At 40.3% G+C, this 26,874-nt stretch carries 12 protein-coding genes; 11 read left to right on the top strand and 1 reads right to left on the bottom strand.

The window, feature by feature from the left end:
* Positions 1-89: 89 nt before the first annotated feature.
* The 10 genes from K8P02_RS15730 to xyl3A all read left to right on the top strand — a co-directional run bounded on the left by K8P02_RS15730 (position 90) and on the right by xyl3A (position 23,545).
* Positions 90-4,340: an FG-GAP-like repeat-containing protein gene (locus tag K8P02_RS15730; protein WP_370827561.1), complete on the top strand. Its 4,251-nt coding sequence runs from the start codon at positions 90-92 to the stop codon at positions 4,338-4,340.
* Between the two features lie 337 nt (positions 4,341-4,677).
* On the top strand, positions 4,678-6,786 hold the full coding sequence (locus K8P02_RS15725; protein ID WP_007487351.1) for an alpha-amylase family protein: 2,109 nt from the start codon (positions 4,678-4,680) through the stop codon (positions 6,784-6,786).
* 28 nt (positions 6,787-6,814) lie between these two features.
* Entirely contained in the window at positions 6,815-8,122 is a 1,308-nt protein-coding gene (locus K8P02_RS15720) for an IPT/TIG domain-containing protein (RefSeq protein WP_122201814.1), read from the top strand.
* Between the two features lie 26 nt (positions 8,123-8,148).
* Complete coding sequence (locus K8P02_RS15715; RefSeq protein WP_122201813.1) at positions 8,149-11,268, top strand: SusC/RagA family TonB-linked outer membrane protein; 3,120 nt, start codon at positions 8,149-8,151, stop codon at positions 11,266-11,268.
* Positions 11,269-11,299: 31 nt separating this feature from the next.
* Positions 11,300-13,306 carry a RagB/SusD family nutrient uptake outer membrane protein gene (locus K8P02_RS15710; RefSeq protein ID WP_025866963.1) on the top strand — a complete coding sequence of 669 codons (2,007 nt, stop codon included), beginning with the start codon at positions 11,300-11,302 and terminating at the stop codon, positions 13,304-13,306.
* Positions 13,307-13,336: 30 nt separating this feature from the next.
* Complete coding sequence (locus K8P02_RS15705; RefSeq protein ID WP_007487342.1) at positions 13,337-14,302, top strand: BT_3044 domain-containing protein; 966 nt, start codon at positions 13,337-13,339, stop codon at positions 14,300-14,302.
* Between the two features lie 147 nt (positions 14,303-14,449).
* A complete protein-coding gene (locus tag K8P02_RS15700; protein WP_195349671.1) occupies positions 14,450-16,729 on the top strand; it encodes a GH92 family glycosyl hydrolase in 2,280 nt (759 codons plus the stop codon).
* Positions 16,730-16,738: 9 nt separating this feature from the next.
* Positions 16,739-18,133, top strand: a complete 1,395-nt coding sequence (locus K8P02_RS15695) for a glycoside hydrolase family 30 protein (protein WP_025866964.1) — start codon at positions 16,739-16,741, stop codon at positions 18,131-18,133.
* A 23-nt stretch (positions 18,134-18,156) separates the two neighbouring features.
* On the top strand, positions 18,157-20,724 hold the full coding sequence (locus K8P02_RS15690; RefSeq protein ID WP_025866965.1) for a glycoside hydrolase family 3 protein: 2,568 nt from the start codon (positions 18,157-18,159) through the stop codon (positions 20,722-20,724).
* Between the two features lie 232 nt (positions 20,725-20,956).
* Entirely contained in the window at positions 20,957-23,545 is a 2,589-nt protein-coding gene (xyl3A, locus tag K8P02_RS15685; RefSeq protein WP_025866966.1) for a xylan 1,4-beta-xylosidase, read from the top strand.
* Positions 23,546-23,579: 34 nt separating this feature from the next.
* Here xyl3A and K8P02_RS15680 read toward each other — a convergent pair whose 3' ends face one another.
* Entirely contained in the window at positions 23,580-25,394 is a 1,815-nt protein-coding gene (locus K8P02_RS15680; protein WP_025866967.1) for a MutS-related protein, read from the bottom strand.
* A 781-nt stretch (positions 25,395-26,175) separates the two neighbouring features.
* Between K8P02_RS15680 and K8P02_RS15675 the strand changes: the two genes are divergently transcribed.
* A complete protein-coding gene (locus tag K8P02_RS15675) occupies positions 26,176-26,808 on the top strand; it encodes a DUF6563 family protein (protein ID WP_025866968.1) in 633 nt (210 codons plus the stop codon).
* Positions 26,809-26,874 lie beyond the last annotated feature (66 nt).

The raw sequence follows: 26,874 nt of genomic DNA, 5'->3' as shown, positions 1-26,874 counted from the left end.
GGATATGATATGGACACCCTCATTTTTTTTCTGATAATATGAAAATAAGAAAAATACAAAAATACTTCATTCTTGGACTGTTCTGTGCCATGAATGCTTTGACTGTAAATGCTCAGGGATGGCAAATGAAAAAAGCTCCCATGATGACTCCATGGAGTGAAACAATTGATGTCAATAACGTACTGCCCGAATATCCAAGACCTCAAATGGTAAGAAAAGAGTGGATGAACTTAAATGGTATCTGGGATTTACGAAAAGGTGTAAAAGGAGAAAGTTACGATCCGAATTTTACTTTCGATCAAAAAATATTAGTTCCTTTCCCGATAGAATCCGCTCTTTCCGGAATTATGGAAGAAAGTGATAGCCAATGTTATTGGTATAAACGTACTTTGAAGATTCCCGAAACGATGAAAGGGAGAGATATACTGCTTCATTTTGATGCGGTGGACTGGGAAACAATTGTATATATAAATGGTGTCAAAGTAGGAAGACATACCGGTGGGTACGATCCGTTCTATTTTGATATCACTTCGGCACTTAAGGGAAAGGAAGAACACGAACTGGTTGTTTATACATACGATAATACCGGAGGTGAAGGACAACCTAAAGGTAAGCAGGCTCTAAACAAATGGGGATGTTGGTATACTCCGGTGAGTGGTATCTGGCAGACGGTATGGCTGGAACCGGTGGATCCGGTCCATATAGAAGCTCTTATGATACGACCGGATGTGGATAACTCCTGTTTGAAGGTTAGAGTGAATGCCTCTCTGACTACCGGCGTATCTGTAAATATCAACCTATTGGATAAAGCAGGCGATAAAGTCGCTGCTATAGCAGGTGGTAAAGTGGGCCGGATATTGACATTACCTATTGAGAATCCTCATTTATGGTCAGTGGATGACCCTTATCTTTATGATCTTGACATAACTATTATAAAAGATGGTGTTCAGACCGATGCGGTAAGCAGTTATTGTGGTATGCGTAAAATAGAAGTCAAAAAGGTAGGCGAAACTCCTCGTGTCTTCCTTAATGGGGAACAGATTTTTCAGATGGGACCACTTGATCAAGGCTGGTGGCCCGATGGTTTATATACCGCTCCGAGTGACGAAGCACTCTTGTTTGATATAAAAGCCATGAAGTCTTTAGGCTTTAACATGATTAGAAAGCATATAAAGGTGGAACCTGCCCGTTGGTATATGCATTGTGATCGGGAAGGGATTCTGGTGTGGCAGGATCTGCCCAGCCCTAATCTGCCTTCCGGACACGAAGATTTTGCTAAGAAGACATTTCAAGAGGAGTCGGTAAGGATTATTGAGGCCTTTAGAAATCACCCCAGTATTATCCAATGGATTGTATTTAATGAAGGATGGGGGCAGTTTGATACAGAAAGAATGACTCAAATTGTACAAGGTGTGGTTGGTCAAACTCTTGTTTGTTGTGCCAGTGGTTGGAATGATGCTGACATAGGAGATATTAAAGATTCTCATAGTTATCCGGACCCTTCTTGTCCGCTTGACCGAAATCGTGCAGCAGTTTGTGGTGAGTATGGTGGGATTACCTTGAAAGTACAAGGACATGTTTGGCCGGGAGGTGATTTCCAGTACACTACTGTAGAAACCGGAGGTGATTTTACTGTTTTATTCAATCGTTTAGCTGATAAAATAAAGGACTATTATTATTATGGCTTGAATGCGGCTGTATATACGCAATTATCCGATGTTGAAATTGAGAGAAACGGAATATTGACTTATGATCGTCGTGTTCTGAAGCCTTATTCTGCTACCGGGGAGTTGAAAGCAAAAATCGAAGAGTGTATTAACATGCCTCGGAGCGGAGTGAAAGTACAAACTATCATTTCCACGTCTCAAGAACATAAATATAAATGGAGATACACAACATCTGATGATGTACCTCGCAGATGGTTTGCCAAAGAGTTGGACGACCGTGCATGGGCACAGGGAGAAGCTGCTTTTGGAAGAAGTGCTTTATGGAACACGAAAGATTTGATCTCAACTCCCTGGAATACTTCTCAGATTTATATGCGCCGTTGGTTCTATCTGGGTACAATTACTCCGGAAATGGTAGAAAATATGCGTTTCAAGCTTTATCATGATGACGATATCCATATTTATATCAACGGTGTGTGGGCAGCATCGAAGAAAGGTTCTGTCTCCAATTATATTCCTTTCGATATTTCTTATGAAGCCCGGCAGACGTTGAAACCGAACAGCTGGAACTTAATTGCTGTGGAAGGCAAACAGGGAAGTGGAGAGCAGATTATGGATTTGGGTATTTCTGTTTTCTCTACGGAAGATTTTAACTATAAGGAAATATATGATGATTTGTCCGATCCGGAATATTCAGAAGTCACTATACCCGGTAATCCGGTTGATCCCATTTTTACCAAAGTGAGTAGACCTGTTCCTGCAGAACCTATAGGCAATTCCATAATCAAAGGGCAGTTTTATCATACAGCGGACCGTTCGAATGTAGCGTGGGGAGATTATGACAATGATGGTTATTTGGAGATTGCTTATTCCGGACAAAATGTACACATTAAAAAAACTTCAGCTCAACAGGTTTCTGTATTATACGATTATGACGGTAAAGAAGGTTTTGTTCGTCTGGAGAGTCCTTTTGATGTTTGTTATTATGCTTGTCCGGTTTGGTTCGACTATAATAACGATGGTCTGATGGATTTATTTGTTCCCGGTTTGAAGTCAATGAATTATACGAATAATCTCGAAGATATAGCTGCATTCTTATATGAGAATAAAGGAAAGGGGCAAGACGGAAAATATCTGTTTGAAGAGGTAAATGCAGCTAATCTGACAGAAAATAAGATGGGGATTACTCCGATCTATAACACAATGGACGGAGGACGGTCGCGCCAATGGGTCTCAGTGGGAGATTACGATAAGGACGGTTATCTGGATTTGGTAATAACAGGTCTGGATGACTATCTGGACCCCGATGGCAAGGTAGATGAGAACGGAATTCCTACTGTACACCATGACCGGCGTGTTGTTTATCTTTATAAAAACAACAAAGGGAAGGGATTTATCAGACAAGAAACTCCGCTGGACGGAACGAAACCTTTCCTGGGATTGTCAAGAGGCTCTGTACATTTTGGAGATATGGATAATGATGGTTGGTTGGATATTGTATCTTCCGGTTATGGTCCAGATGAGGGTAATTTGCATGTTTATTGGAATAATGGGGATGGTACTTTCTCTGAGAATGAACAATACCTGTATGGTGCCAATGATTCTTCTTGCTCGTTGTGCGATTTAGATGCCGATGGATATATGGATATTGTAGTGACAGGCTATTCCCGCAATAAAGGTTCGGGGGCAAAGTCTTTTTATGTATACCGAAATTGTGGAAATCGTAATTTTGAAATGCTGAACGATCTTTTCTGTGGATTTGAAGGTGTAGACGGAGCGACTCCTTCCTTTGGAGATGTAAATCACGATGGCTTGCCCGATATCTTGATAGGCGGTCATGGAGAAAAACACGACATCACCACTTGGCTTTATTTAAATAGGGGTGATTTTGACTTTAAGGCTTGCGGGGCTTATTATAATACAGACCAGACATGGACTTTCGACCGTATTAGTCACGGCAATAATCATTTGGTGGATTATGATAATGACGGATATCTTGATGCCTGGAATATGGGATGGGCACAGGAAAATGTTTGTAGCCGTAGTTGTGCTACTCAACTTTGGAAGAATTCTTCTTCAACAGCGGGCGTGGCTGCTAATGAGCCACCTTCTGCTCCGTCCAACCTGAAGAGTGCTTATAATAAAGAGACAGGTATGCTTACTTTCTCTTGGGATGCTCCTGCTGATGATGTAACTCCTTCAGTGGCCTTGCAGTATAATATTTATGTAAAGAGAGCCGGATCGAAAGAGTATTTTATGACAGTTCCTGCCGATTTACAAACGGGATTTATCAAAGTAGGTGAAATCTCGGGGCAGATTACGGCTACCTCTTATTCAATGTATATCGCAGATGAAGATGCAGAGTATGAATGGGGAGTACAAGCTATTGATAATGGAAAAAGAGGAGGAAGGTTTGCTTTTTCTTCTTTTAATCCGTTGACTAGTAGCGTGTGTGAGAATGCACTTCTTGATTTATGTGTGTATACAGCTAATGGTAATATTTATTATAGCGTAGGAGATAAAACTCTTCTTGAAATTATAAATACATCCGGTGTACAAATTTTGCGAACGATAGTAAATGGCAACGGGGCATATAGTGGCTTAGAGAAAGGGGTATATCTGGTATCTGGTATTATAGGGAAATTATCAAGGACTTTTAAACTCGCCTTATAAAGCTTTTAGTTAATGATGCTAATTGATCTATATGTAGCATTATAAATAATACTATTTAAGTCATTGTTAATATGCTTTTTTACAGTGGCTTAAATAGTATTTTAATTCACTGTTAAAATGGATTGTTAGAAATGTGGATTTAAATTGTTAACGGGAACTATTATTGATGTATTCGTTTCATAAAGTAATATAGATGTTGTAGAGGGTTTCTTTGAGCGTGTGTTTGGGACGAAGTTTATATTTTTTGCGTGTATTTTGCAATTTTGAGAAACATGAACCGCCTATCTTTGACTTAACAAAACGGAACGATTGTTAATTTTAAATTCAACTTATATCTATGAATAATTTAAAATGTCTATTTAAGTATTCGCTTTCTATTTTATTTATCCAGATGGCTTTTTGGGGGAACGCTTATGCAGGTATTAAAGAAAAAACTACTATTGGAAAATGGAGTATTAATTTAGACAAAGAAACCAGGCAGGTGAACTTGTTGAAGAATGGCGTACCTATTCTGAATGGTGTGTCTGTCAGATTTAATAATTCTTCTGTTTATTATAATAGTTCTGAATATACAAATGTGACTGTTGCAGAAGAAAATGTAGTAGATGTAATAGGCTCAGCTCGTAAATTCGTTATACAATATAAGAAAGAGGGTGCTCCTACAGTAGATCAGATTTTTTATGTATATCCCGAAGAAGACTTCTTCATGACCGAAGTTTATCTTACTTCTGTTACTGGAAAAAAGCTTTCCACCAATTATATTGCACCACTTTATACTACTTCCGACAATCAATTCTTACCCCAGAGTGCTAATAATCGTTTGCTGTTTGTCCCTTTTGATAATGATGGCTTTATAACATATGGCTCTTTGCCGTTGTCTCAGTCTAAATCAACAGATGCAGTACATTCTCCCGGGCCATTAGCTCGCGATACAATCTCTTTTGAAGTTACTTCTATATTTAATGGAGATACGCAGGCTGGGCTGGTTCTTGGTTCAGTAGAACATGATACGTGGAAGTCGGCTATCCGAATGACCGGATCACGTAATAATCGGAGTATTACTAAATTAGAATGTTATAGTGGAGCAAGTCACTCTGCTACACGGGATGAAAAACCGCATGGCTATCTGAAGGACACAACGGTGAAATCAGCTAAAATGTTCGTTGGTTTTTTTAATGACTGGCGTTTTGGAATGGAGAAGTTCGGAGAAACGAATGCGGCTATTATTCCGAAACGTGAGTGGACCAAAGGTACTCCTTTTGGATGGAACAGTTGGGGAGGAATGAGTACGCATGTTAATTATGAGGGCGTTCTTTCCGCATCCGATTTTGTGAAAAAGCATTTACAGGGTAAAGGTGGTTTTGGTGCGGATGGAGTTGTGTTTGTAGGCTTGGACTCTTACTGGGACAATCTGAATTGGGAACAACTCGAAGATTTTGCCCGGCATTGTGTTGCTAATGGGCAGATACCGGGAATTTATTGGACGCCATTCAATGACTGGTTTCCCGACAATGAACGGGATATTGAAGGCAATAATGGTTACAAGTATAGTCAGTCTCATCTGAAAGTGAATGGGCAGAAACGGAAACTGTATGGTGCCGGTTGCATGGATCCTACAGCTCCGGCTACGTTGTCGAGGATTAACTTTTTCATTGATAAGTTCAAGGCTGCCGGTTTTAAGTATCTCAAACTCGATTTTTTGACTGCTGGTATGGTGGAAGCCGATAAGTATTACAATAAAGACATTACCACCGGCACACAAGCTTTCAATTACGGAATGAAGCATCTGCGCGAGCGCTGCGGTGATGATATGTTTATCGTAGAATCTATTGCTCCTCTTTTCCCGTATCAATATGCCAATGCCCGGCGTGTGAGTTGTGATGCCTGGGGTGAAATGTGGCATACCAATTATATGATGAACAGTTTGTCTTTTGGTTGGTGGCTGGATCGGGTATATGCTTATAATGATCCGGATCATCTGGTAATGGGCGATCGTAGTGAGGCAGAAAATATGTCTCGTATTACTACGGGAGCTGTAACCGGCTATTTTATGATTGGAGATAATCTGACTACAAAGGGGAGTTATGTAGGAACGGAAATATCACAAGAAAAGGTGAAAACTTATGCTGTGAATGAACGCGTGAACGCAGTGGTTCGTTTGGGGAGATCTTTTAGACCGGCATATGGACATAAAGTGTCTGGCTCTAACCGTTCGGTCGATCTGTTTACTTTAGAAACTGAAGATGCCTATTATATTGCTTATTTCAATTATGATGAAGGAGTAAAAGAGGGGGAGTTAATTTTAAATGATCTTGGGATTGATCCGGAAACAATATCCGGAGGTATTGAATGCTGGTCAGGAAACAGCGTAAAAGTGAAAGAGGGAAGACTGTCTTATAACCTACCCAAACACCAAGCTGAAATATATCATTTGTATAAAAAGTGAATGGTTTTAAGTACTAAAAAATAATAATATGAAAAAGAGTAGTAAAATTAATTTTTTCACTTCCCTGTTAATGTGTTTCTTCCTGACAGGGTTCTCTTCATGTAAAGATGATGAGAACAAAAAGAAGGAATATGATCCCAATCAACCGATCATATTAACGGATTATTACCCGAAAGAGGGAGGGATTGCGACTCAAATGATCATTAGTGGTGAGAATTTTGGCACTGATGTAAGTAAAATCAAAGTGTATTTTAATGAAGCAAAAGCGGCTGTAATTCAAAGTACAGGTGATAAGTTGTATGTAATCACTCCGCGTAAACCGGGGGAAGATTGCGTGATTACAGTTTCTGTTGGCGGTGATAAAGCGGTATTTGAAGAACATTTTACTTATCACATCCAAACAACTGTAACTACCCTTTGTGGGGTAAAAGGGGCTCCGGGTGTACAAACAGGTAACATGGCTGAGACTCAATTCCCGTATGTAACTTATCTGGCGATTGATGTGGATCATAACTTATTTGTTTGTTGTCGCGAAATAAACAACTATTATGATCAAAATAAAGTGGTGTTAGTGAATGAACGGGAAGATAAAAGTCAAATTTTAATTCCGAATACAGGGGCTCCTCTCAATCAGCCTTGTATATCCGAAGATGGTAAAACTGCATTTATTCCAACAGATAATGGAAATGATTATTGGGAACTTTCATCGGATAATATGTGGATTCCGCGTAAATTGACTTTGCGTAAGTCTGCGGAAGACTTCTCTATTGATTATAAACACTCTTTTTCCATGTGTAAGTATGATGGATTTATGTATACACGTGCTAAAAACGGAACACTATTGAAGTTTGATCCGAAAACTGGTTATGCCCAAGTGGTAGCTACTGGATTGATGAATGGTAGTGATTCTTATATTTTGTTTAGTCCTCAACAAGGGGAAGAACATATTCTATATTTGGCTTATACGAATGCACATTGTATTTATACCTATAATCTTAAAACAGGTGCACATAAATTATTTGCCGGAATGGTCAATACGCCAGGATATGCCGATGGTCCTTGTGAGTATGCTCTGTTTGATACACCTCGTCAAATTATATTAACAGCAGAGAACGATTTATTTCTGGCCGATTCGAATAATCATGTGATAAGAAAAATAACACAAGATGGAGTGGTAAGTACAGTAATCGGACAGGCAGGCATGACTGGGAATCAAGATGGTACTCCGGAGGTTGCCTTGTTTAATGAGCCCTTTGGTGTAGCGGTAGATACTGATGGAACAATCTATATTGGTGATTCTAAAAATCAGAGTATACGTCGTCTTGCTATAGAATAGAAATTGAGATTTTATAAGATAATAGTATGAAGAAATATATATTTTTATTATTCTTGTTGTGTAGCTATATAACTGCATTTGCACAACAAAAAAGTACGTTTTCGGTGTCCGGAGTAGTATACGATGATTTGGATATGCCGGTTCCGGGAGCTAATGTTTACGTTAAAAATTCTCCGGGAGTGGGCACTATCACAGACATTGATGGTAAGTTCTCTTTGAAAGCTCAAAAGAATGATGTTATAGCCATTTCCTTCTTAGGTTATAAACAGGAAGAGTATTTGGTCACCAAGCAGGAAAGTAATGTTGTAATTAAATTAAAACAAGATTCACAAGTACTGGAAGAGACGGTCATTGTGGGGATGGGGACACAACGTAAAGCCAGTGTAGTAGGTGCTATTACGAATGTAGATATAGCAGATATACAGACTCCGGCAACTAATATCAACAATATGTTGGGAGGACGTATTCCGGGAATTATTTCATTACAACGCAGTGGTGAACCTGGGAAAAATATCTCAGAGTTTTGGATTCGAGGTATTGGTACGTTTGGTGCTAACAGCAGTGCTCTCGTATTAATAGACGGTTTGGAAGGTAACTTGAGTGAAATTGACCCGTCGGATGTTGAAAGTTTTTCTATATTGAAAGATGCCTCCGCGACAGCTGTATATGGAGTTCGTGGAGCAAATGGAGTTGTATTGGTGACTACCAAAAGAGGTACGGCTGATAAATTACAAATCACAGGACGTGCCAATCTGACTATTTCTCACATGGTAAACATGCCGGAGTATTTGGGAGCTTATGAGTATGCAAAATTGGCGAATGAGGCGCTTGCTGTTCGAGGAAATCCGATTGCATATTCGGATATGGCATTGGATCTGATCAAATATCAGCTTGATCCGGATTTATATCCGGATGTGAATTGGCAAGATGAAGTTCTGAATCGTAATGCCTTGCAACAGACTTATTATGTAAATGCGAAAGGTGGAGGTAGTTTGGCACGCTACTATTTAAGCTTGGGTATGTCCAATGAGTCTTCTGCTTATAAGCAGGAGAAGTCATCGAAATATTCAACGGCAGTAGGGTATCGTACGTACAACTATCGTGTCAATTTGGATATCAATCTTACCAAGACAACCACTGTTTATTTTGGCTCAGACGGATTTCTTTCCGAAAAGTCCGAACCGGGTAATGCAAATACAGATAATTTGTGGGCTACACAGCGGAACTTAACTCCGCTGACTATTCCAAAAGTCTATTCAACCGGGCAATTGCCTGCTTATGGAGCAGATAATGCGTACTCTCCCTATGTGATGTTGAATTATACAGGAATGAGCAATATACGGCATTTTCGCGGAAAATCTACCGTGGAATTGAAGCAAGACTTTTCGATGATAACGAAAGGGTTGAGTGGCAGGGTACAGGTTGCTTATGATACAGAGGTGAATCTGAAAGAACAGCGTGAAGTACTTCCTGAGATGTTTTATGCAGCGGGACGCCATTATACAGGTAAGCTCGGTCTATTTTCAAGTGTAGAGAGTAAACCTGTCACCTATAAACATCCTGAAGATATGCAATTCTATAAAGTACATTTCGAATCGATGCTGAATTACGAAAGGACTTTTGCAGAATATCATCGTCTGACCGGACTGCTGTACTATTACATGAGTAGTGAACAGAAGATAGATAAGGATCTTAATGATAAAGATCCGAGTTTGCAAAGTATGTATGCTATTCCAATCCGTTATCAGGGCCTTTCAGGGCGTATTACTTACGGACTTCGTGACACTTATTTCTTAGATTTGAATTTCGGCTATACGGGTTCAGCTAATTTTGCCAAGGAAAATCGATTTGGGTTCTTTCCCGCTATGGCTGCTGGATGGGTTCCTACCGGATATGAATGGGTACGTGAGAAGATGCCGTGGTTAGATTTCTTAAAGATTCGCGGATCTTACGGTATGGTAGGTAATGATCGTTTAACGAATACTCGTTTTCCTTATTTGACACTTATGAAGTCAGGTGGTGGCGGAGGTTGGGGGAGTTCCAACGGATTTATTACAGAGGAAGTAATCGGAGCTGATAATTTGAAATGGGAAGTTGCTAAGAAAGTGGATATTGGCGTTGAAGCTAAATTGTTTGGCGAACGTTTGAACTTTGTGGTAGATATTTTCCGAGATAAACGCGATGGTATTTATCAGGAACGTCAACTGATCCCGGAATATGCCGGTTTGCAGAAAATGCCGTATGGTAATGTCGGAAAAATGGTAAGCTATGGATCAGATGGTAATATCTCATTTACACAGAGAATCAATAAAGACATGTCGTTTACGTTGCGTGGAAACTTTACTTATTCTGCCAATGAAGTACAAAACTGGGAACAGGCTGTACAGAAATATGGCTATAAGGATAAAGCAGGCTATGTGAATAATGCATATCGCGGATATATTGCTTTAGGACTTTTTCGAGATGAAGCAGATATTGCCGCCAGTCCCAAGCAAACTTTTGGCGATTATTTACCGGGTGATATCAAATATAAAGACGTGAATGGTGATGGTCAAATTACGGATGACGACCAGGTGCCTTTATCCTATCCGAACTATCCGCGTTTGATGTACGGATTTGGTGGGGAATTTGTCTATAAAAACTTAACCTTAGGTGTCTTATTCAAAGGTACCGGTAATACTGATTATTATTTTGTAGACGATAATGGATATTGGGATAAAGGGAAAAATGGTGAAGGTTACATTCCTTTCTATGGTGGAAAGACCGGTAATGTACTGAAAATTGTAGCCGATCAAAGAAACCGTTGGACCCCGGCTTCTTATTCCGGTGATCCTTCAACGGAGAATCCGAATGCAAAATTCCCTCGCCTTAGCTATGGTAGTAATAAGAACAACACCCAGTTCTCCACATTCTGGCATGCTAATTCACGTTATTTGAGATTGCAGGAAGTGAGTGTAAACTATAACTTGGCTGCCGGTAAATTGTTGAAATATTTGGGAGTACGTTCTCTTGATTTACAATTTGTTGCGTCTGATTTATGTATTTGGAGTCCGATGAAACTGTGGGATGCTGAACAGGCCGATCATAATGGTGGTGCATATCCTATTCCGCAGCGCTTTGCTTTCCAGATGTATGTGAATTTTTAAGTAATGTTTTTCTGATTTAATTTGAATGAGTATGAAATTCATAAATAAGAGTGTGTTATTAATTTCGTGTTTAACATTGGGATTAATGAGCTCATGTGATTTTTTGAGTGTTGATAAGTATTTTGACGATACATTAAAATATGATTCGGTATTCTCTAATAAGAGGAATCTGGAAAAATATTTGTGGGGAGCAGCTGGAGAATTGCCGGACGAGAGTAAGATTTTCGGGAACGATGCTACTCCTGGTATTACGGCGGCCGATGATATTTTTACATTGATGGATCCTGGACTGTTTCATGGGAAAGCTCTGACATTGGGGCAGGTTTCTGCTGCCGATACTAAAGGTCTTGGTGTTTGGGGGACGTGCTATAAAGTGATTCGTAAAGCCAATCTGATAATGAGTAGGATGAACGAATGCAGGGATATCACTCCGTTAGAAAAACAGGAATTATTGGGATATGCTCATTTTTTGCGTGGATATGCTTATTACCATATTCTGATGAACTATGGACCGGTTATAATAATAGGAGATGAGCCTTTGGATACGAATGCAGATGCTGAATATTATGATCGTGCGCGTGCTACTTATGATGAATCAGTGGAGTATATTTGCTCTGAATTGGAAATGGCAGCCAAATATATATCATCTGATGTACCCATTTTGAATTTTGGCCGTCCGTCTAAAGGGGCTGCTTATGCGATTATTGCCCGTATACGTTTACAGGCTGCTAGCCCGGCATTTAATGGAGGTGCAGCGGCCTATCGTTATTTTGGAGATTGGAAGCGTGGTACAGATGGGGTACAGTATATTTCTCAGACTTATGATGAAAGAAAGTGGGCTATAGCGGCAGCGGCTGCCAAACGAGTGATGGAAATGGATGGTGGACAACGTTATACATTGCATACGGTAGTTGCTTTGTCTAATGGGGCATATATAACTCCGCCATTGCCGGTGGGTGTACCTTCTGATCCTTTTCCGAATGGAGCTGGTGGGATTGACCCTTTGAAATCTTATGCGGATATGTTCAATGGAGAAACTTATCCAACTCAGAACAAAGAATTTATCTGGGCCCGGAATTCCGGAGATGTGGCAGAATTCACACGTCAGTCTTTTCCGATAAATATGGGTGGCTACAACGGTATGTGCTTAACGCAGAAACTTATTGATGCATATAAAACGCGTAATGGAAAAACAATTCAGGAAGCGAGTCCCGATGAATATTCAGAAGAAGGCCAAACCAAAAAGGTAGAGACATTCTCTGCCTATCGTCTGAATAGAGATACGTATAATATGTATGCTAATCGTGAAATGCGATTCTATGCCTGCGTTGGATTTAGTGGGTGTTTCTGGCCGGCTACTTCATCTAACTCCACAGATAAGAAGAATGTAACGGTTACATATTATAAAGGAGGTTCTGCTGGAATGGACGCTGCTTCCGGAGAAGATGCAAAAGTAAACTATGCTGTGACCGGATATGTGTTGAAAAAATATATTAATCCATTTGACAGTTGGGCTGACGGGGGAACCCGGGTGAGTAAAGCGTTTCCTATTATTCGTTATGCTGAAATTCTTTTGTCTTATGCAGAAGCTGTTAATCATTTGAATAGTACGCACTCAATAACGATGGAAAGTGGCGAGACCTATCAACTGTCAAGAGCCGGTAACCTTCAAGATATGATTAGTGCTTTTAATCAGATTCGTTATAGAGCCGGTTTACCGGGCTTACGTCCACAAGATTATGTCACAGAAGAAAGTATGGATAAACAGATCGTGACAGAACGATTGGTGGAGTTCTTGGCTGAAGGACGACGTTTTTATGATATTCGTCGTTGGGGAATTTATGAGGAGGAAGAAAATAAACCGATTGAAGGAATGAATATAACAGGAGATCAATATGATTTCTATCAGCGTTCTGTTGTCACTCATGCCGATTACCGTAACCGTGTGGTTGATAGGAAGACCGTATTTTTACCTATTCCCCGGGATGAAATGAGAAAGGCCTCTAAACTGGACCAGAATCCGGGATGGGATGATTAATGTAAACAATATGAATAGAAGAATATTAATATGAAAGTAAGTCGTATATTATTGATAGCTGCTGTGACTGTTGGAGTGACAGCATGTGACGAAGATGCACAATTTGACAAAGAATTGTACAAGAAAGTGATAAATGTCCTGAGCGTTGAAAATCTGACTTTTTCGGTGAATCACGATTTGAATCAGGAAGTGTCTACCGGATATATCAGTATTGGTTGCGGGGGAACGAAGCATATCGATCAGGATGTAACTGTAGAGCTGGAACCCGATAACGAGGCATTGGCTAAGTATAATAAGCTGAATTTTGATATTGATGAATCGAAATTTGCACACCTGCTTGATCCTGCCCGTTATGATATACCACTTATGAGTACAGTATTAAAAGCGGATAGTGAAGATAATTATAGTACCATACCGGTACATGTACGTCCGGAAGGATTATCGCCCGATTCTATCTATCTGATACCATTACGTATAAAGAGTGTATCGGCATATGAGATAAATCCGGATAAGCGTACCGTCTTATATCGTGTATTACTGAAAAATGATTATGCTTTCCAGTCGCCTGTAACGACTTACCAAACAAGAGGTCTGGAAGAACATTTCGATGCCGAGAAGGGTAAGGATATTCGTAAATCCTTCTCGTTAACCCGTTATGTGTTACCTTTGACAAAAAACTCTATTCGCTGTTTTGTTGGGCTGAATAGTTATGATGCTTCTAAATTAACGAAAGCGGACATCAGGAAGTATGCAATGTGTATCACGATAAATGAAGATGCTACTTTAACCATTACTCCGATGGGGACTGCTCAGATTGAAATGTTGGATAAGGCAGGAGAAAGTAATTATTATACGACTTATGAAAAGAATAATATTAAATATCAGGCATTTTATTTGAATTATCGCTATCGTTTGTTGAAAGATGGGAAAGACGGAAGCAATGGTGATGCCGATTATGATATTTGGTATACCATGGAAGAAACGATGATAAGGTAAAAGGGCTTGTTTTTTAGATAAATAAGGATTGTTTTCAGTGATTTTTTATTCAGGTCTCATGGGTGTAGAGATGCATAACAACAAATTGTTCCATGAGATCTGTTTTTCTATAGTAACACTTTTTAAAACACATGTAACTATTGATTTATGGTAAATATTGTACGTAAAATACTTATTGTATCCTTTTTTATGGGCCTGAACTCCGCTATAGGATTGAAAGCCTCTTCTATCCAAGAACCGGTTGATTATGTAAATCCATACATGGGGAATATCAGTCATTTGTTGGTACCGACATATCCGATTGTACATTTGCCCAATAGTATGCTACGGGTTTATCCGCAAAGAGGTGATTATACTTCCGATAAAATTCATGGGCTTCCTCTGATACAGATCAGTCATCGGGGATCTTTTGCTTTTAACCTATCGCCTTTTCAGGGAAATGAGTCCGAACTATCCCGGGTGATTAATTTTGACTATGACAATGAAGTCACAAAGCCTTATCATTACCAGGTAGATTTGTGCAACCAACAATTGCATGTTGAATTTGCTCCGTCCCGTCAATCTGCGATTTATCATTTTAATTATAAGAAAAATGAAACTCCTTATCTTATCCTGAATGCAGGAAATGGTGAATTGGAGGTTATTGGGAATGTTATTTCCGGTTATCAGAACATGTGGAATAACCTGCGGGTATATGTCTATATGGAAATGGATGTGAAACCGACAAAGATAGGCACACTCCAGTCCGATAAATGGGAAGTAGGTAAACAGAAAGCCAAAGGAGACAATACCTGTGTAGTGGTTGCGTGGGAAGCTGCTCCGATGTCTTTGAACGTTCGTTACGGTGTTTCCTATATTAGTGTAGAGCAAGCGAAGAAGAATTTGAGAAGAGAAATAAAGAACTACAAATTGAAAGATGTTGCAACCGCCGGACGCAAGATATGGAACGATGAGTTAGGTAAAATACAAGTCGCAGGTGGTACGCAGAATGATAAGTTTGTTTTTTACACCTCTTTATATCGTTGTCTGGAACGTCCGGTGAATATTAGTGAAGATGGATATTATTTTAGTGTATACGATAATAAAGTTCATGAAGATGCCGGGTACGATTATTATACAGACGATTGGATATGGGATAGCTATCGGGCTGCCCATCCTTTACGGATATTGATGGATCAAAAGAAACAGACGAATATAATACGTTCTTATTTGAGAATGTCGGAATTGAGTTCAGACCATTGGTTTCCCAACTTCCCTGAAGTGACAGGTGATTCCCGGCGAATGAATTGTAACCATGGAGTTGCCATTATTGCGGATGCCTGGTATAAAGGATTGCGTGATTTTAATCTACAAGAGGCATACGTTTATACTAAAGCAGGAATAGAAGAGAAGACATTGGCTCCATGGTCGAGTGCCCAATCAGGTTGGATAGATCAATTTTATAAAGAGAAAGGCTATATACCCTCTTTGATACCCGGAGAAAAAGAGACAGTACCTGAGGTTAACTCTTTTGAAAAACGTCAGTCGGTGGCTGTGACATTAGGAACGTCGTATGATCAATGGTGTTTGTCACGTATTGCTGCTGCTCTTGGACTAAAGACGGAAGCGGATTCTTATTTGTCGTCTTCTTATAACTATCGGAATCTGTTTAATTCGAAAACTTTATTTTTTCATCCTAAAGATAAAGATGGCTATTTTATAGAACCATTTGATTATCGTTTTTCCGGAGGAATGGGCGCACGTGAGTATTATGGTGAGAACAACGGCTGGACTTATCGTTGGGATGTTCAACACAACTTTGCCGATTTAGTGCAGATGATGGGAGGAGCTGATGCTTTTGTTAATAACTTAGACGCGACCTTTAATGAATGGCTGGGCAAACCTAAGTACGAATTTTATTCTCAACTACCCGATCACACCGGAAATGTGGGACAATTTTCGATGGCTAATGAGCCTTCTTTACATATTCCTTATCTATATAATTATGCACAAGCTCCCTGGAAGACACAAAAGCGGATACGTTCGCTGATTCATCAGTGGTTTAGAAATGACCTGATGGGAGTTCCCGGAGATGAGGACGGTGGCGGACTGTCTTCTTTTGTTGTTTTCTCAATGATGGGTTTTTATCCGGTCACTCCGGGACTACCGGTATATAATATTGGAAGTCCGTTCTTCTCTTCCGTTAAATTAAAGCTATGTAGTGGAAGTGTTTTGGAAATCGTTGCCCGTAATTGCTCGGTTGACAATAAATATATTCAGTCCGCTAAACTTAATGGCAAAGTATGGTCTAAGCCTTGGTTTAGCCACGAAGATATAATGAATGGAGGCAAACTGGAATTTATAATGGGAAACCAGTGTAATCCGGAATGGGGATCAGGTGTAAATGACGCTCCTCCTTCACTTGAGGATACATGTATTAATGATTAATTTAACTATATGAAGATTAGAACCTTATTTTTATCATTCTTTTTAGTGTACAGTTGTTTGGCATTGAATGCGCAAAGGGCTGAGATTTATACCACTTCAGAACAATTACCATGGCAAAAGACTCGTATTAAAGTTCAGAAGTATGCTGAATCGAATGCGGATATTATCGTTTCTGAGTTTCAGGAACAGGTTATAGATGGCTTTGGAGGATGTTTCAATGAGTTGGGATGGGACGCTTTGACTCTGTTGTCAGAAAAACAACGTAAAACTATTCTGGAAGAATTATTTGGGCCGGATGGAGTACGATATACTTTCTGCCGTTTACCAATCGGTGCGAATGACTATGCCCGTGATTGGTATAGTTTTAATGAATGTCCAGGTGACTTTGAGATGAAGAATTTTAGTATAGAACGTGATAAAACAGGATTGATTCCATATATAAAGGCGGCATTGGCTATTCAACCGGATTTAAAGCTATGGGCTTCACCGTGGAGCCCTCCGGTTTGGATGAAAACCACCCGGCACTATGCGACGGCTCCTGGCGATCATAATGATTTTACAAAGGAAAACGAAGTAGCAGGAGATCATTTTATTCAAAAACCGGAATATCTCAAAGCCTACACTCTCTATTTATCTAAGTTTATAAATGCTTATAAGGAGAATGGTATTGATATTTCTCTGCTACAGTTTCAGAATGAACCGTATACAAAGCATCAGTGGCCGAATTGTAGTTGGACACCCCAGGCTATGGCAAACTTTATAGGTAAATATCTGGGCCCTGTATTTAGCGAAAAACATCCGGATGTCGATTTATGGTTCGGTACGTTCAATTGTAACAAGATGGAAGACCTGAAGTGTGTAATGGAGAATGCCGATGCCTCTGAGTATATCCGTGGGATCGGTCTGCAATGGGAAGGAAAAGATGTTGTAGCCGATATTCATCGGGAATATCCTACTATGAAATTGATGCAAACAGAAAACGAATGTGGCAGTGGTACTTTCGATTGGGCGGCTGCGGAACATACTTTTGATTTGCTGAAAATCTATTTAAATGGCGGCGTCAATTCTTATATGTACTGGAATATGGTGTTGGCGGATGATGGAGCCAGTTCCTGGGGCTGGAAACAAAATACGATGATTCGTATTGATTCGCAGACGAAAGAGGTGATTTATACGCCGGAATTTTATCTGATGAAGCATTTAAGTCATTTTGTAAGAAGAGGAGCCTGTAAACTGAAAGTCTTGAATGGTGATGATGTACTGGCATTCAAAAACCTTGATAATCAGATTGTCATCCTTTGCGCTAATAAGGATAAGAAAGAACGGGAAGTACGGATAGCTTGTAAAGGCTATGTGATAAATATTAAACTGGCTCCCAAAACATTTAATACGATAACCCTTTAATTATTAAACAATAAATTTGCATAATGAAGATTCTGAAATTAATAGGATGCTCGATTCCATTGTTAGTGTTCTCTCTGTCCGGACAGGCACAGAACAAGACTGAGTTGTTTCGTGACATGACCGCTCCTCAGCATGAGCGTATTTTAGATTTGCTTAATAGATTGACGGTGGAAGAAAAGGTCTCTCTGTTGGTGAACGACGCAAGGGAAATTCCCCGTCTTAACATAGATAAATATAATCATGGCAATGAAGCCTTGCACGGAGTAGTTCGTCCGGGTGAGTTTACAGTGTTTCCTCAGGCTATAGGCTTGGCTGCTACCTGGAATCCTAATCTTATTTTTCGGGTATCCACTGCTATTTCGGATGAAGCACGAGGACGTTGGAAAGAGTTGGATTATGGAAAGAAACAGATTGCTGGTGGCAGTGATCTGCTTACGTTCTGGTCACCTACAGTAAATATGGCCCGTGACCCTCGTTGGGGGAGAACTCCTGAAACTTATGGGGAAGATCCCTTCCTCTCCGGAAGGATTGGTTGTGAGTTTGTCAAAGGTTTGCAAGGAGATAATCCCCGTTATTTGAAAACAGTCTCTACTCCGAAACACTTTGCTGTTAATAATGAAGAGCATAATCGTTCAAGTTGTAATGCCAGAATGTCTGAACGTGATTTACGTGAATACTACTTGCCTGCTTTTGAGCGTTGTATCGTTGATGGTAAGGCACAATCCATCATGATGGCTTATAATGCTGTAAACGATGTGCCTTGTACAGTCAACACTTATCTGATCAAGAAAGTATTGCGTGGTGACTGGAACTTTAACGGTTATATTGTTTCGGACTGTAGTGCCCCCGAATGGATGGTGACAAAACATAAATATGTGAAAAATCTGGAAGCAGCTGCTACATTGGCTCTCAAAGCCGGACTTGATCTGGAGTGTGGAGATCGTGTGTATACGGCTCCATTGCTGAAGGCATACAACGAATACATGGTCAGCGAAGCGGAAATAGACTCTGCTGCTTATCATATTTTACGTGGAAGGATGCTTTTAGGGCTTTTTGATGATCCGTCGCAGAATCCTTATAATAAAATAGAACCCTCTGTCATAGGTTGTAAAGAACATCAGGAATTGGCTTTAGAAACAGCTCGCCAAAGTATGGTTCTTCTAAAGAATCAGAAGAATTTCCTGCCTTTAAACCGGAAAAAGATAAGATCCATTGCCGTAGTAGGTATCAGTGCTGCCCATTGTGAATTCGGGGATTATAGTGGTAATCCTAAAAATACTCCGGTTTCTGTACTTGATGGCATTAAGAAATATGCCGAGAATGCAAATATAAAGGTAGTACATGCCCCTTGGGTATCCAGTGGTACTGATTTTGATCCCATCTCCAAGGGCTTTTTCCCAAATGGCCTGAAAGCAGAATATTTCGATAACAGCGATCTGCAAGGTACACCTTCTGTACGTATGGAAGAAGAGTTACTTTATGATCCTGTTCACCGTCCTGATCGATTTCAACCTGAAGCTCCTATGTCTATTCGTTGGACAGGGACTTTAAAGCCGGTTGTATCGGGTGATTATACCTTAGGGTTGAAAACAGACGATGGTTGCCGCTTGTTTTTAGATGGTAAGAAACTAATAGATTCCTGGACAGAGAGAAGTGCCCAGATGGATCAAGTCGTAGTGAAGCTGGAAGCCGGTAAAACGTATGATTTAAGAGTGGAATATTTTGATGGTGGTGGTGACTGTTTCGCACGCCTTTACTGGAAAGCACCGGTTACAGATCAGACCAACCGTTTAGCATTGTTTGGAGATGCTGGAAAAGTAGCAAAGGAATGTGACGTGACAGTAGCGGTACTGGGTATTAATAAATCTATTGAAAGAGAAGGGCAGGATCGTTATTCGCTTGAGTTACCTATTGATCAGCAAGAGTTTATTAAAGAGCTTTATAAAGTAAATCCAAATACGGTTGTAGTGTTGGTTGCCGGGAGTTCTATGGCCATTAATTGGATGGACGAAAATGTTCCGGCTATACTGAACGCATGGTATCCCGGTGAACAGGGAGGTAATGCAGTGGCCGAAGTTCTGTTTGGTGATTATAATCCGGGTGGACGTCTTCCATTGACCTATTACAACTCGTTGGATGAACTTCCTGCGTTTGATGATTATTCTGTGAAGAACAGGACCTATCAATATTTTGAGGGAAAACCTTTGTATGAGTTTGGCTACGGATTGAGTTATACGAATTTTAAATATAAGAAAAAGAGTATTATGCAGTCAAATGATACGGTTGACATTACATTCAATCTCTCCAATGTAGGAAAGTACGATGGTGATGAGGTAGCTCAGGTATATGTCCGTTATCCGGAAACGGGGACATACATGCCGTTAAAGCAACTGAAAGGTTTCTCCAGAGTACATTTAAAGAAAGGAAAATCTGCAGATATTACTATTTCTATACCTAAAAAGGAGTTACGTTATTGGGATGAGAAGACCCGTCAGTTTGTGACTCCCACAGGTGAGTATGTTTTTCAGGTGGGTGGTTCTTCTGAGAATATTAGCATTGAGGAAACTATTAAGATAAGTACTGTATCCTAATTAAATGATCGTATCATTGAAACGCAGATTATTGCAAATTTACGTAAAGAATATCGTTCCTTAAGTGCAGCAAGCCATCTAATCTGCGAAAATCTGCGATCATTTGCGTTTCAATAAAACACTGGCATAGTATGAATTAAATTTGAAGTACCACTTAATAAAATAGATAATTCAATAGGTAGTTATTACTGATAGACTTGTGCAGGAATAAAAATAAATAAAAAGGAATATGATGAAACAGCTTATTATCACTTTATGCTTGAGTACAGCTACTCTGGTTGGTATGGCACAAAATGAGCCTTACAGGAATCCCAATCTCTCTCCGGAAGAGCGTGCCGAAGATTTGTTAGGGCGGCTAACCTTAAAAGAAAAGGTAACTCTGATGCAAAATGAATCTTTCCCGATAGAGCGTTTGGGTATAGCTCACTACGATTGGTGGAATGAAGCGTTACACGGTGTGGCTCGTGCCGGAATTGCTACTGTTTTCCCAATTACTATGGGGATGGCATCATCGTTTGATGACAAAGCTATAGAGGATATATTCACAGCAGTCAGCGATGAGGCTCGTGCCAAGTATCACGATGCACATCGGCAAGGTCGGAGAGGCGTGCGTTGCGAAGGCCTGACTTTTTGGACTCCAAATATAAATATCTTTCGTGATCCGCGCTGGGGACGTGGTCAGGAGACCTATGGAGAAGATCCCTATTTGACAAGTCGTATGGGAGTGGCAGTAGTAAAAGGTTTGCAAGGGCCGGCCGATGCCAAGTACAATAAACTTCACGCTTGTGCCAAGCACTATGCAGTGCATAGCGGGCCGGAAGCTAAACGCCACTCCTTCAATGCTGAGAATATTTCTCCCCGTGATTTGTGGGAAACCTATTTACCGGCTTTTAAAACATTGGTACAAGAAGCTGATGTGAAAGAGGTAATGTGTGCTTACAACCGGTTTGAGGGCGATCCTTGCTGTGGAAGTAATCGACTGCTGACTCAGATTTTACGTGACGATTGGGGATATAAGCATGTGGTGGTGAGTGATTGCGGAGCTATCAGTGACTTTTTCTATAGTGATCGCCATGCTACCCACAAGAACGCGGCCGATGCCAGTGCGGCAGCTGTGCTCAGTGGAACGGATTTGGAGTGTGGCATTGAATACGCTCACTTGGACAAGGCGGTAAAAGAGGGGCTTATCTCTGAAGAGAGAATCAACACCAGCTTGTTTCGTCTGTTGAAAGCCCGTTTTGAATTAGGAGAGATGGACGATGATGCTTTGGTTCCTTGGAGTAAGATTAGTATCGATACGGTAGATTGTCAGATGCACAAGCAAATGGCTTTGGATATTACCCGCAAATCGATGGTATTGCTACACAACAATGGGGTATTGCCATTGGGTAAAACCGGCGCTCGTATAGCCGTAATGGGACCTAATGCAAACGATTCAGTCATGCAATGGGGAAATTATGAAGGGACTCCATCTCACACGGTGACTGTTCTTGAAGGAATCCGTAATAAAATAGGTAATGTTATTTACGAGAAAGGATGTGAGTTACTCACGAACCAAGTATTCGATTCTTATTTCAGCGAAATATCTAACAACGGTAAACCTGGCTTTACCGGTACTTATTGGAATAATCTGGATTTGAAAGGTGAAGTGGCAGCTATACAGCAAGTCAGCACTCCTTTCAACTTCAATAATGGAGGTAATACGGTTTATGCTCCGGGAGTGAACCTTTACAACTTTACTGCTTCGTATGAGGGAACTTTCCGTCCGAAGAGTAATGGTGATTATACATTGGTTATTGAAGGTGATGATGGCTATCGTGTATACGTGAATGGACAAGAGGTCATTAACTATTGGGGTACACATGCCAGCGCTAAAAGGGAATATACCCTGAAAGCTGCTGCCGGGAAAGAGTATAAGATCAAGATAGAATATATGCAGGCTGGTGCTGAGGCTGTATTGCGTTTCGACTTGGGTATCTATCGTCAGATTGCTCCCGAAGCAGTAGCCGAAAGAGTGAAGGAGGCGGATGTTGTGATTTTTGTTGGTGGTATTTCTCCTAATCTCGAAGGTGAAGAGAAGAACTTTGTGAATTGTCCCGGCTTCGTTGGTGGTGATCGGACTTCAATCGAACTGCCGGAAGTACAGCGTAACATTCTGAAGGCATTGAAGAAAGCTGGTAAGAAAGTGATCTTTGTCAATTGTTCCGGTTCGGCAATGGCATTGGTGCCCGAAACTCAATCATGTGATGCCATATTGCAAGCATGGTATCCCGGTCAGGCTGGCGGAACAGCAGTCGCTGATATTATATTTGGTGATTATAATCCGAGTGGTAAATTACCTGTTACTTTCTATAAAAACACAGAGCAGTTACCCGATTTTGAAGATTACAGTATGAAAGGACGCACTTATCGGTATATGACAGAGAGTCCCTTATTTCCCTTTGGTTATGGATTGAGTTATACAACATTCCAATTTTCAAAAGCCGGATTAAATAAACGGGTGGCTACTATCAATCAGCCGGTGCAATTTAAAGTTAATGTAAAGAATACAGGTAAACGTGATGGAACTGAGGTAGTACAGATTTATATTCGTAAAGCGGACGATGAGGAGGGGCCGGTGAAAAGCCTTCGGGCTTTCCGTCCGGTAACCTTGAAAGCGGGTAAGTCTGCTACAGTCAACATCACACTTTCACCGGATACTTTTGAATTTTTTGATCCCGAAACTAATACCATGCGTATTGTACCGGGAGATTATGAAATTATGTATGGTAACAGTTCGAATACTTTGCCGGAAAATAAGCTGAGTCTTCAGTTGAAATGAAAAGAGTTAGTTGAAGAATCGCAGGAAATGGGGATTAGTCGTCTATGACGGCAATCCCCATTTTTTTCATTAAGAAGCAAGCATTCATATTCTGTGCTACTCCGTTCTTCATTTGATAAGAGAAAGTAAGCTCATTGTTGGTGATCTCTGCTTCAAAACAATAGTTGCGGATATCTTCGGGGAAGAGATTAATAAGTGTCCCCAACATAAGGTCGTGTGTGGCTATGATACCATTAGCCTGCAGTGCCATAAATTGCTTGATAAGGGCAAAAGAACCTTTTTGCTTATCGGTGGAATTTGTTCCTTTCAATATTTCGTCAAGGATGATGAATAGTTCTTCACCTGCATCGAGCTTATCGATGATAAGTTTCAGGCGTTTTAGTTCGGCAAAGAAATAAGATTCATTATCCGTAAGTGAATCGCTGGTGCGCAGACTGGTGATTAGGCGGGACGGATACAGTTTCATTTGTTTGGCCCATACAGGTGCACCTATGCAGGCTAATAGGTAGTTGATTCCTACTGTACGCAGGTACGTACTTTTCCCTGCCATGTTAGCCCCTGTGATGATGATGAAGAAAGGACGTTTGGCGATGTCTATATCATTGCATACACACTTATCACGGTTCATGAGTGGATGTCCCAATGCTTCCGCTTCCATAGAGAAGGGAGTAGAAGTAATTTGTGGGTAGATATACTCCGGATGGTTGTAAGCGAAAGTAGCTAATGAACAATAAGCATCCATTTCTCCGATAGCTTTGAGCCAGGATGGGAGTTCGGAAGCATGCTTTTCTTTCCAGGCTTCTATCCGCATAATCTGTCGTAATTCCCAGAAAAGAGCACCGTTCAGAACGAAAGACATCAGCATATTATTACGTTGGTCAAGTGCATTCATTAAAGCAGTAAGTTTTTTAACAGCCTGTGAGGCGGTTTGTTTGTCACCACCTACAAGTTCCTTTATCTCCTGTAGTACAGCACTGTGATATTCTTTTTCTTCAATGATATGAATGAGGCTGGCATAAGTAGCAAGTATCTGAAGCTTCTTTCCATAGAGTGCCTGCATCTTTGTTATTCCTCTTGAAAAGGCAAAGCTGAGAAGGAAGAAGCCAACAAAGATAATACCTGGTACTGTACCTGATACTATACCTGCTATGGCCAGTGTTATAAATATAATATTAATAGCAGGAACGATGAAAGGAAGTGCCCGAAGGATAGCATGATTCCTATAATAACTGGGACTGTCGGCCCATGCTTTTATTTCCTCTTCATCGGCAGATTTTCCTTTGTATAGCAGGCCGAGTATACGGAAACGCTGGCGCATCTTTAGTTCCGGGGCAAGTTCCCTTACAGCTTTCTGACGTTTTTCTATTTCAGCTTTATTTTCCAGATGGGTATTGAGCCAGGCAGCCAGCCGTTTTTTGCCTAAATCAGTTGAAGTACGGTTGATATACTGGAAAAGTGAACGTTCGCCAAACACATCGAGGTCATATGAATAGAGATGTGCCGGATTGATAAATTCTTCTCCGCTGTCAAAAGAAGAGCTGTCGTATTCTATAGCCTGAAGTTCTTGCCGGTTTATTTCTATTTTCTTTTCGAGATACTCTTTTTGATAGAACAAACGATTATGTAACTTTACCAGAAAAAGGAAAGGGACGAAAGTAAGGGCAACCACACCTGTGATAACAATCCATCCATTGTCCCAGAAATGAATAACTCCTGCAATGCCGGCTACGAATAATATTAGTCTTAAAGTGCCAATACGGTAGATCTGTTGCTTTGCTTTTCCGAGTTTCTGCTCTGCACTCTTAATGATATCCTGATAAGTATTGATAATATTCTTTAGCTGTTCCATATTATTTTATTTGTTTCTTACAAAAGTAGTATAATTAACAGGTAGCGTGTGTGGAGCTTGTTTTTGTCAATAGCAGATTTACTTTTTATTAACAAAAGCGGGCTGTTTCAGGAGAAAGTACCAATATTGACCAGTAATGAGTGCTTCCCGCACGGGGAGATACTCACCACAGACAGAGTTATCGATCAGTAACGGAGATTATGGGCATATCTTTTTGGTGCCGGAAGTGTCCCTAAACGCCGCTGTTACCCTTGTCCGGTATTGTTTTCTGTCTTTCTCAGAAAGGAACGTTCTTTTTCCCGGTGCACAGCGTTGTTTTACATGTACATGTAAAACAACGCTACACACCGAGACATCATACATTACTCTACGAGATGGGGCTTTATTGATATCGGAGAAAGAGATAAATGGTAATAACAGGCGCCATTTAGCACAAAACTGAACGGTTTTGAGTGTATTTCACCACAGTAGCACAGAGTACTATTTATCTGATAAAACGCGAATTAACACAGAACGCAGATTAGAAGACTGTAGTTCTTTGTCATACATTTGTTTCCCTTTGCGAAAATCTGCGATCATCTGCGTTTCAATAAAGATTTAAACTCTGTGGTGAGTTTTGCTAATGTCTATTCAAAATGGCCAACTACTGGTTTACATTAACAATTAACACCCCAGTCAAGCTTTTCTTTCTTTTTTTAGAAATTTTCGACTGAAAAACTTGCTTCAATTCGTCAAATGATGTAACTTTCCAAACGATTAATGCTGTAGATAGGAGGTACTTATGAAAAAACTGTGGATTATTTGTTTACTGAGTATTGTGGGACTGCCTCTGGTTGCACAGAACATTGTTTATTCCAACCTGAAAGATTTACTGGCTCATGATGGCGATACAGTGACGGCTTTGAAAATAGAAAAGCGAACTAAAAATAATATTTCATTGTCCGGAGGAGCTGATTATAAGATCAGTGCTGATACTGACAAATCATTGTGCAAATATCTGAAGAAGCGTTGTTTTGCTGTACAAGAAGATACATCTCTTTACATCAATTGCAAGAAACTGCGTTATAAGCGCCTTCGTTTTGGTGGATGGTATGCTCCTGCCATGTGGGTAAATGGAAACATCTTTTTTAGTGCCATTCCAATTGGAGTCGTTGCAGCAAGTTCTTCGGTTACAATGGATGTCACATTGGGAGGAGTGGTCGGTGATGCCATAGCTGCTTCCAGTCTGGTTTCCAAGCGTGTATATTATGAGATTGATGCTACCACCGGGAAAATAGACTTTGTAGGACGAGATCGGATGTGTGCTTTGTTGGATTTCTATCCGGAATGGAAGGAAGCTTATCTGAACGAAAACAGTGAATCTGCCGAGACTACCGGAAAGTATCTTAGGTTACTTAAAACTGCAAAGAAATAATCTTTTTGATAATAAATGTCTTGAAATCTTTGTGATTTCCTTCCTTTTTCCTATCTTGCGAAGAGT

This window comes from Bacteroides nordii (assembly GCF_019930665.1).
GTDB lineage: Bacteria > Bacteroidota > Bacteroidia > Bacteroidales > Bacteroidaceae > Bacteroides > Bacteroides nordii.
Note: the sequence above shows the minus strand (reverse complement) of the source record. Positions and strands in the feature narration are given on the sequence as shown.

Bases quoted from the DNA above. Each gene is read 5' to 3' on its own strand.
- K8P02_RS15710 (WP_025866963.1), top strand. From the start codon at position 11,300: ATGAAATTCATAAATAAGAGTGTGTTATTAATTTCGTGTTTAACATTG.
- K8P02_RS15700 (WP_195349671.1), top strand. From the start codon at position 14,450: ATGGTAAATATTGTACGTAAAATACTTATTGTATCCTTTTTTATGGGC.
- K8P02_RS15725 (WP_007487351.1), top strand. From the start codon at position 4,678: ATGAATAATTTAAAATGTCTATTTAAGTATTCGCTTTCTATTTTATTT.
- K8P02_RS15705 (WP_007487342.1), top strand. From the start codon at position 13,337: ATGAAAGTAAGTCGTATATTATTGATAGCTGCTGTGACTGTTGGAGTG.
- K8P02_RS15690 (WP_025866965.1), top strand. From the start codon at position 18,157: ATGAAGATTCTGAAATTAATAGGATGCTCGATTCCATTGTTAGTGTTC.
- K8P02_RS15720 (WP_122201814.1), top strand. From the start codon at position 6,815: ATGAAAAAGAGTAGTAAAATTAATTTTTTCACTTCCCTGTTAATGTGT.
- K8P02_RS15695 (WP_025866964.1), top strand. From the start codon at position 16,739: ATGAAGATTAGAACCTTATTTTTATCATTCTTTTTAGTGTACAGTTGT.
- K8P02_RS15675 (WP_025866968.1), top strand. From the start codon at position 26,176: ATGAAAAAACTGTGGATTATTTGTTTACTGAGTATTGTGGGACTGCCT.
- K8P02_RS15680 (WP_025866967.1), bottom strand. From the start codon at position 25,394: ATGGAACAGCTAAAGAATATTATCAATACTTATCAGGATATCATTAAG.
- xyl3A (WP_025866966.1), top strand. From the start codon at position 20,957: ATGAAACAGCTTATTATCACTTTATGCTTGAGTACAGCTACTCTGGTT.
- K8P02_RS15730 (WP_370827561.1), top strand. From the start codon at position 90: ATGAATGCTTTGACTGTAAATGCTCAGGGATGGCAAATGAAAAAAGCT.
- K8P02_RS15715 (WP_122201813.1), top strand. From the start codon at position 8,149: ATGAAGAAATATATATTTTTATTATTCTTGTTGTGTAGCTATATAACT.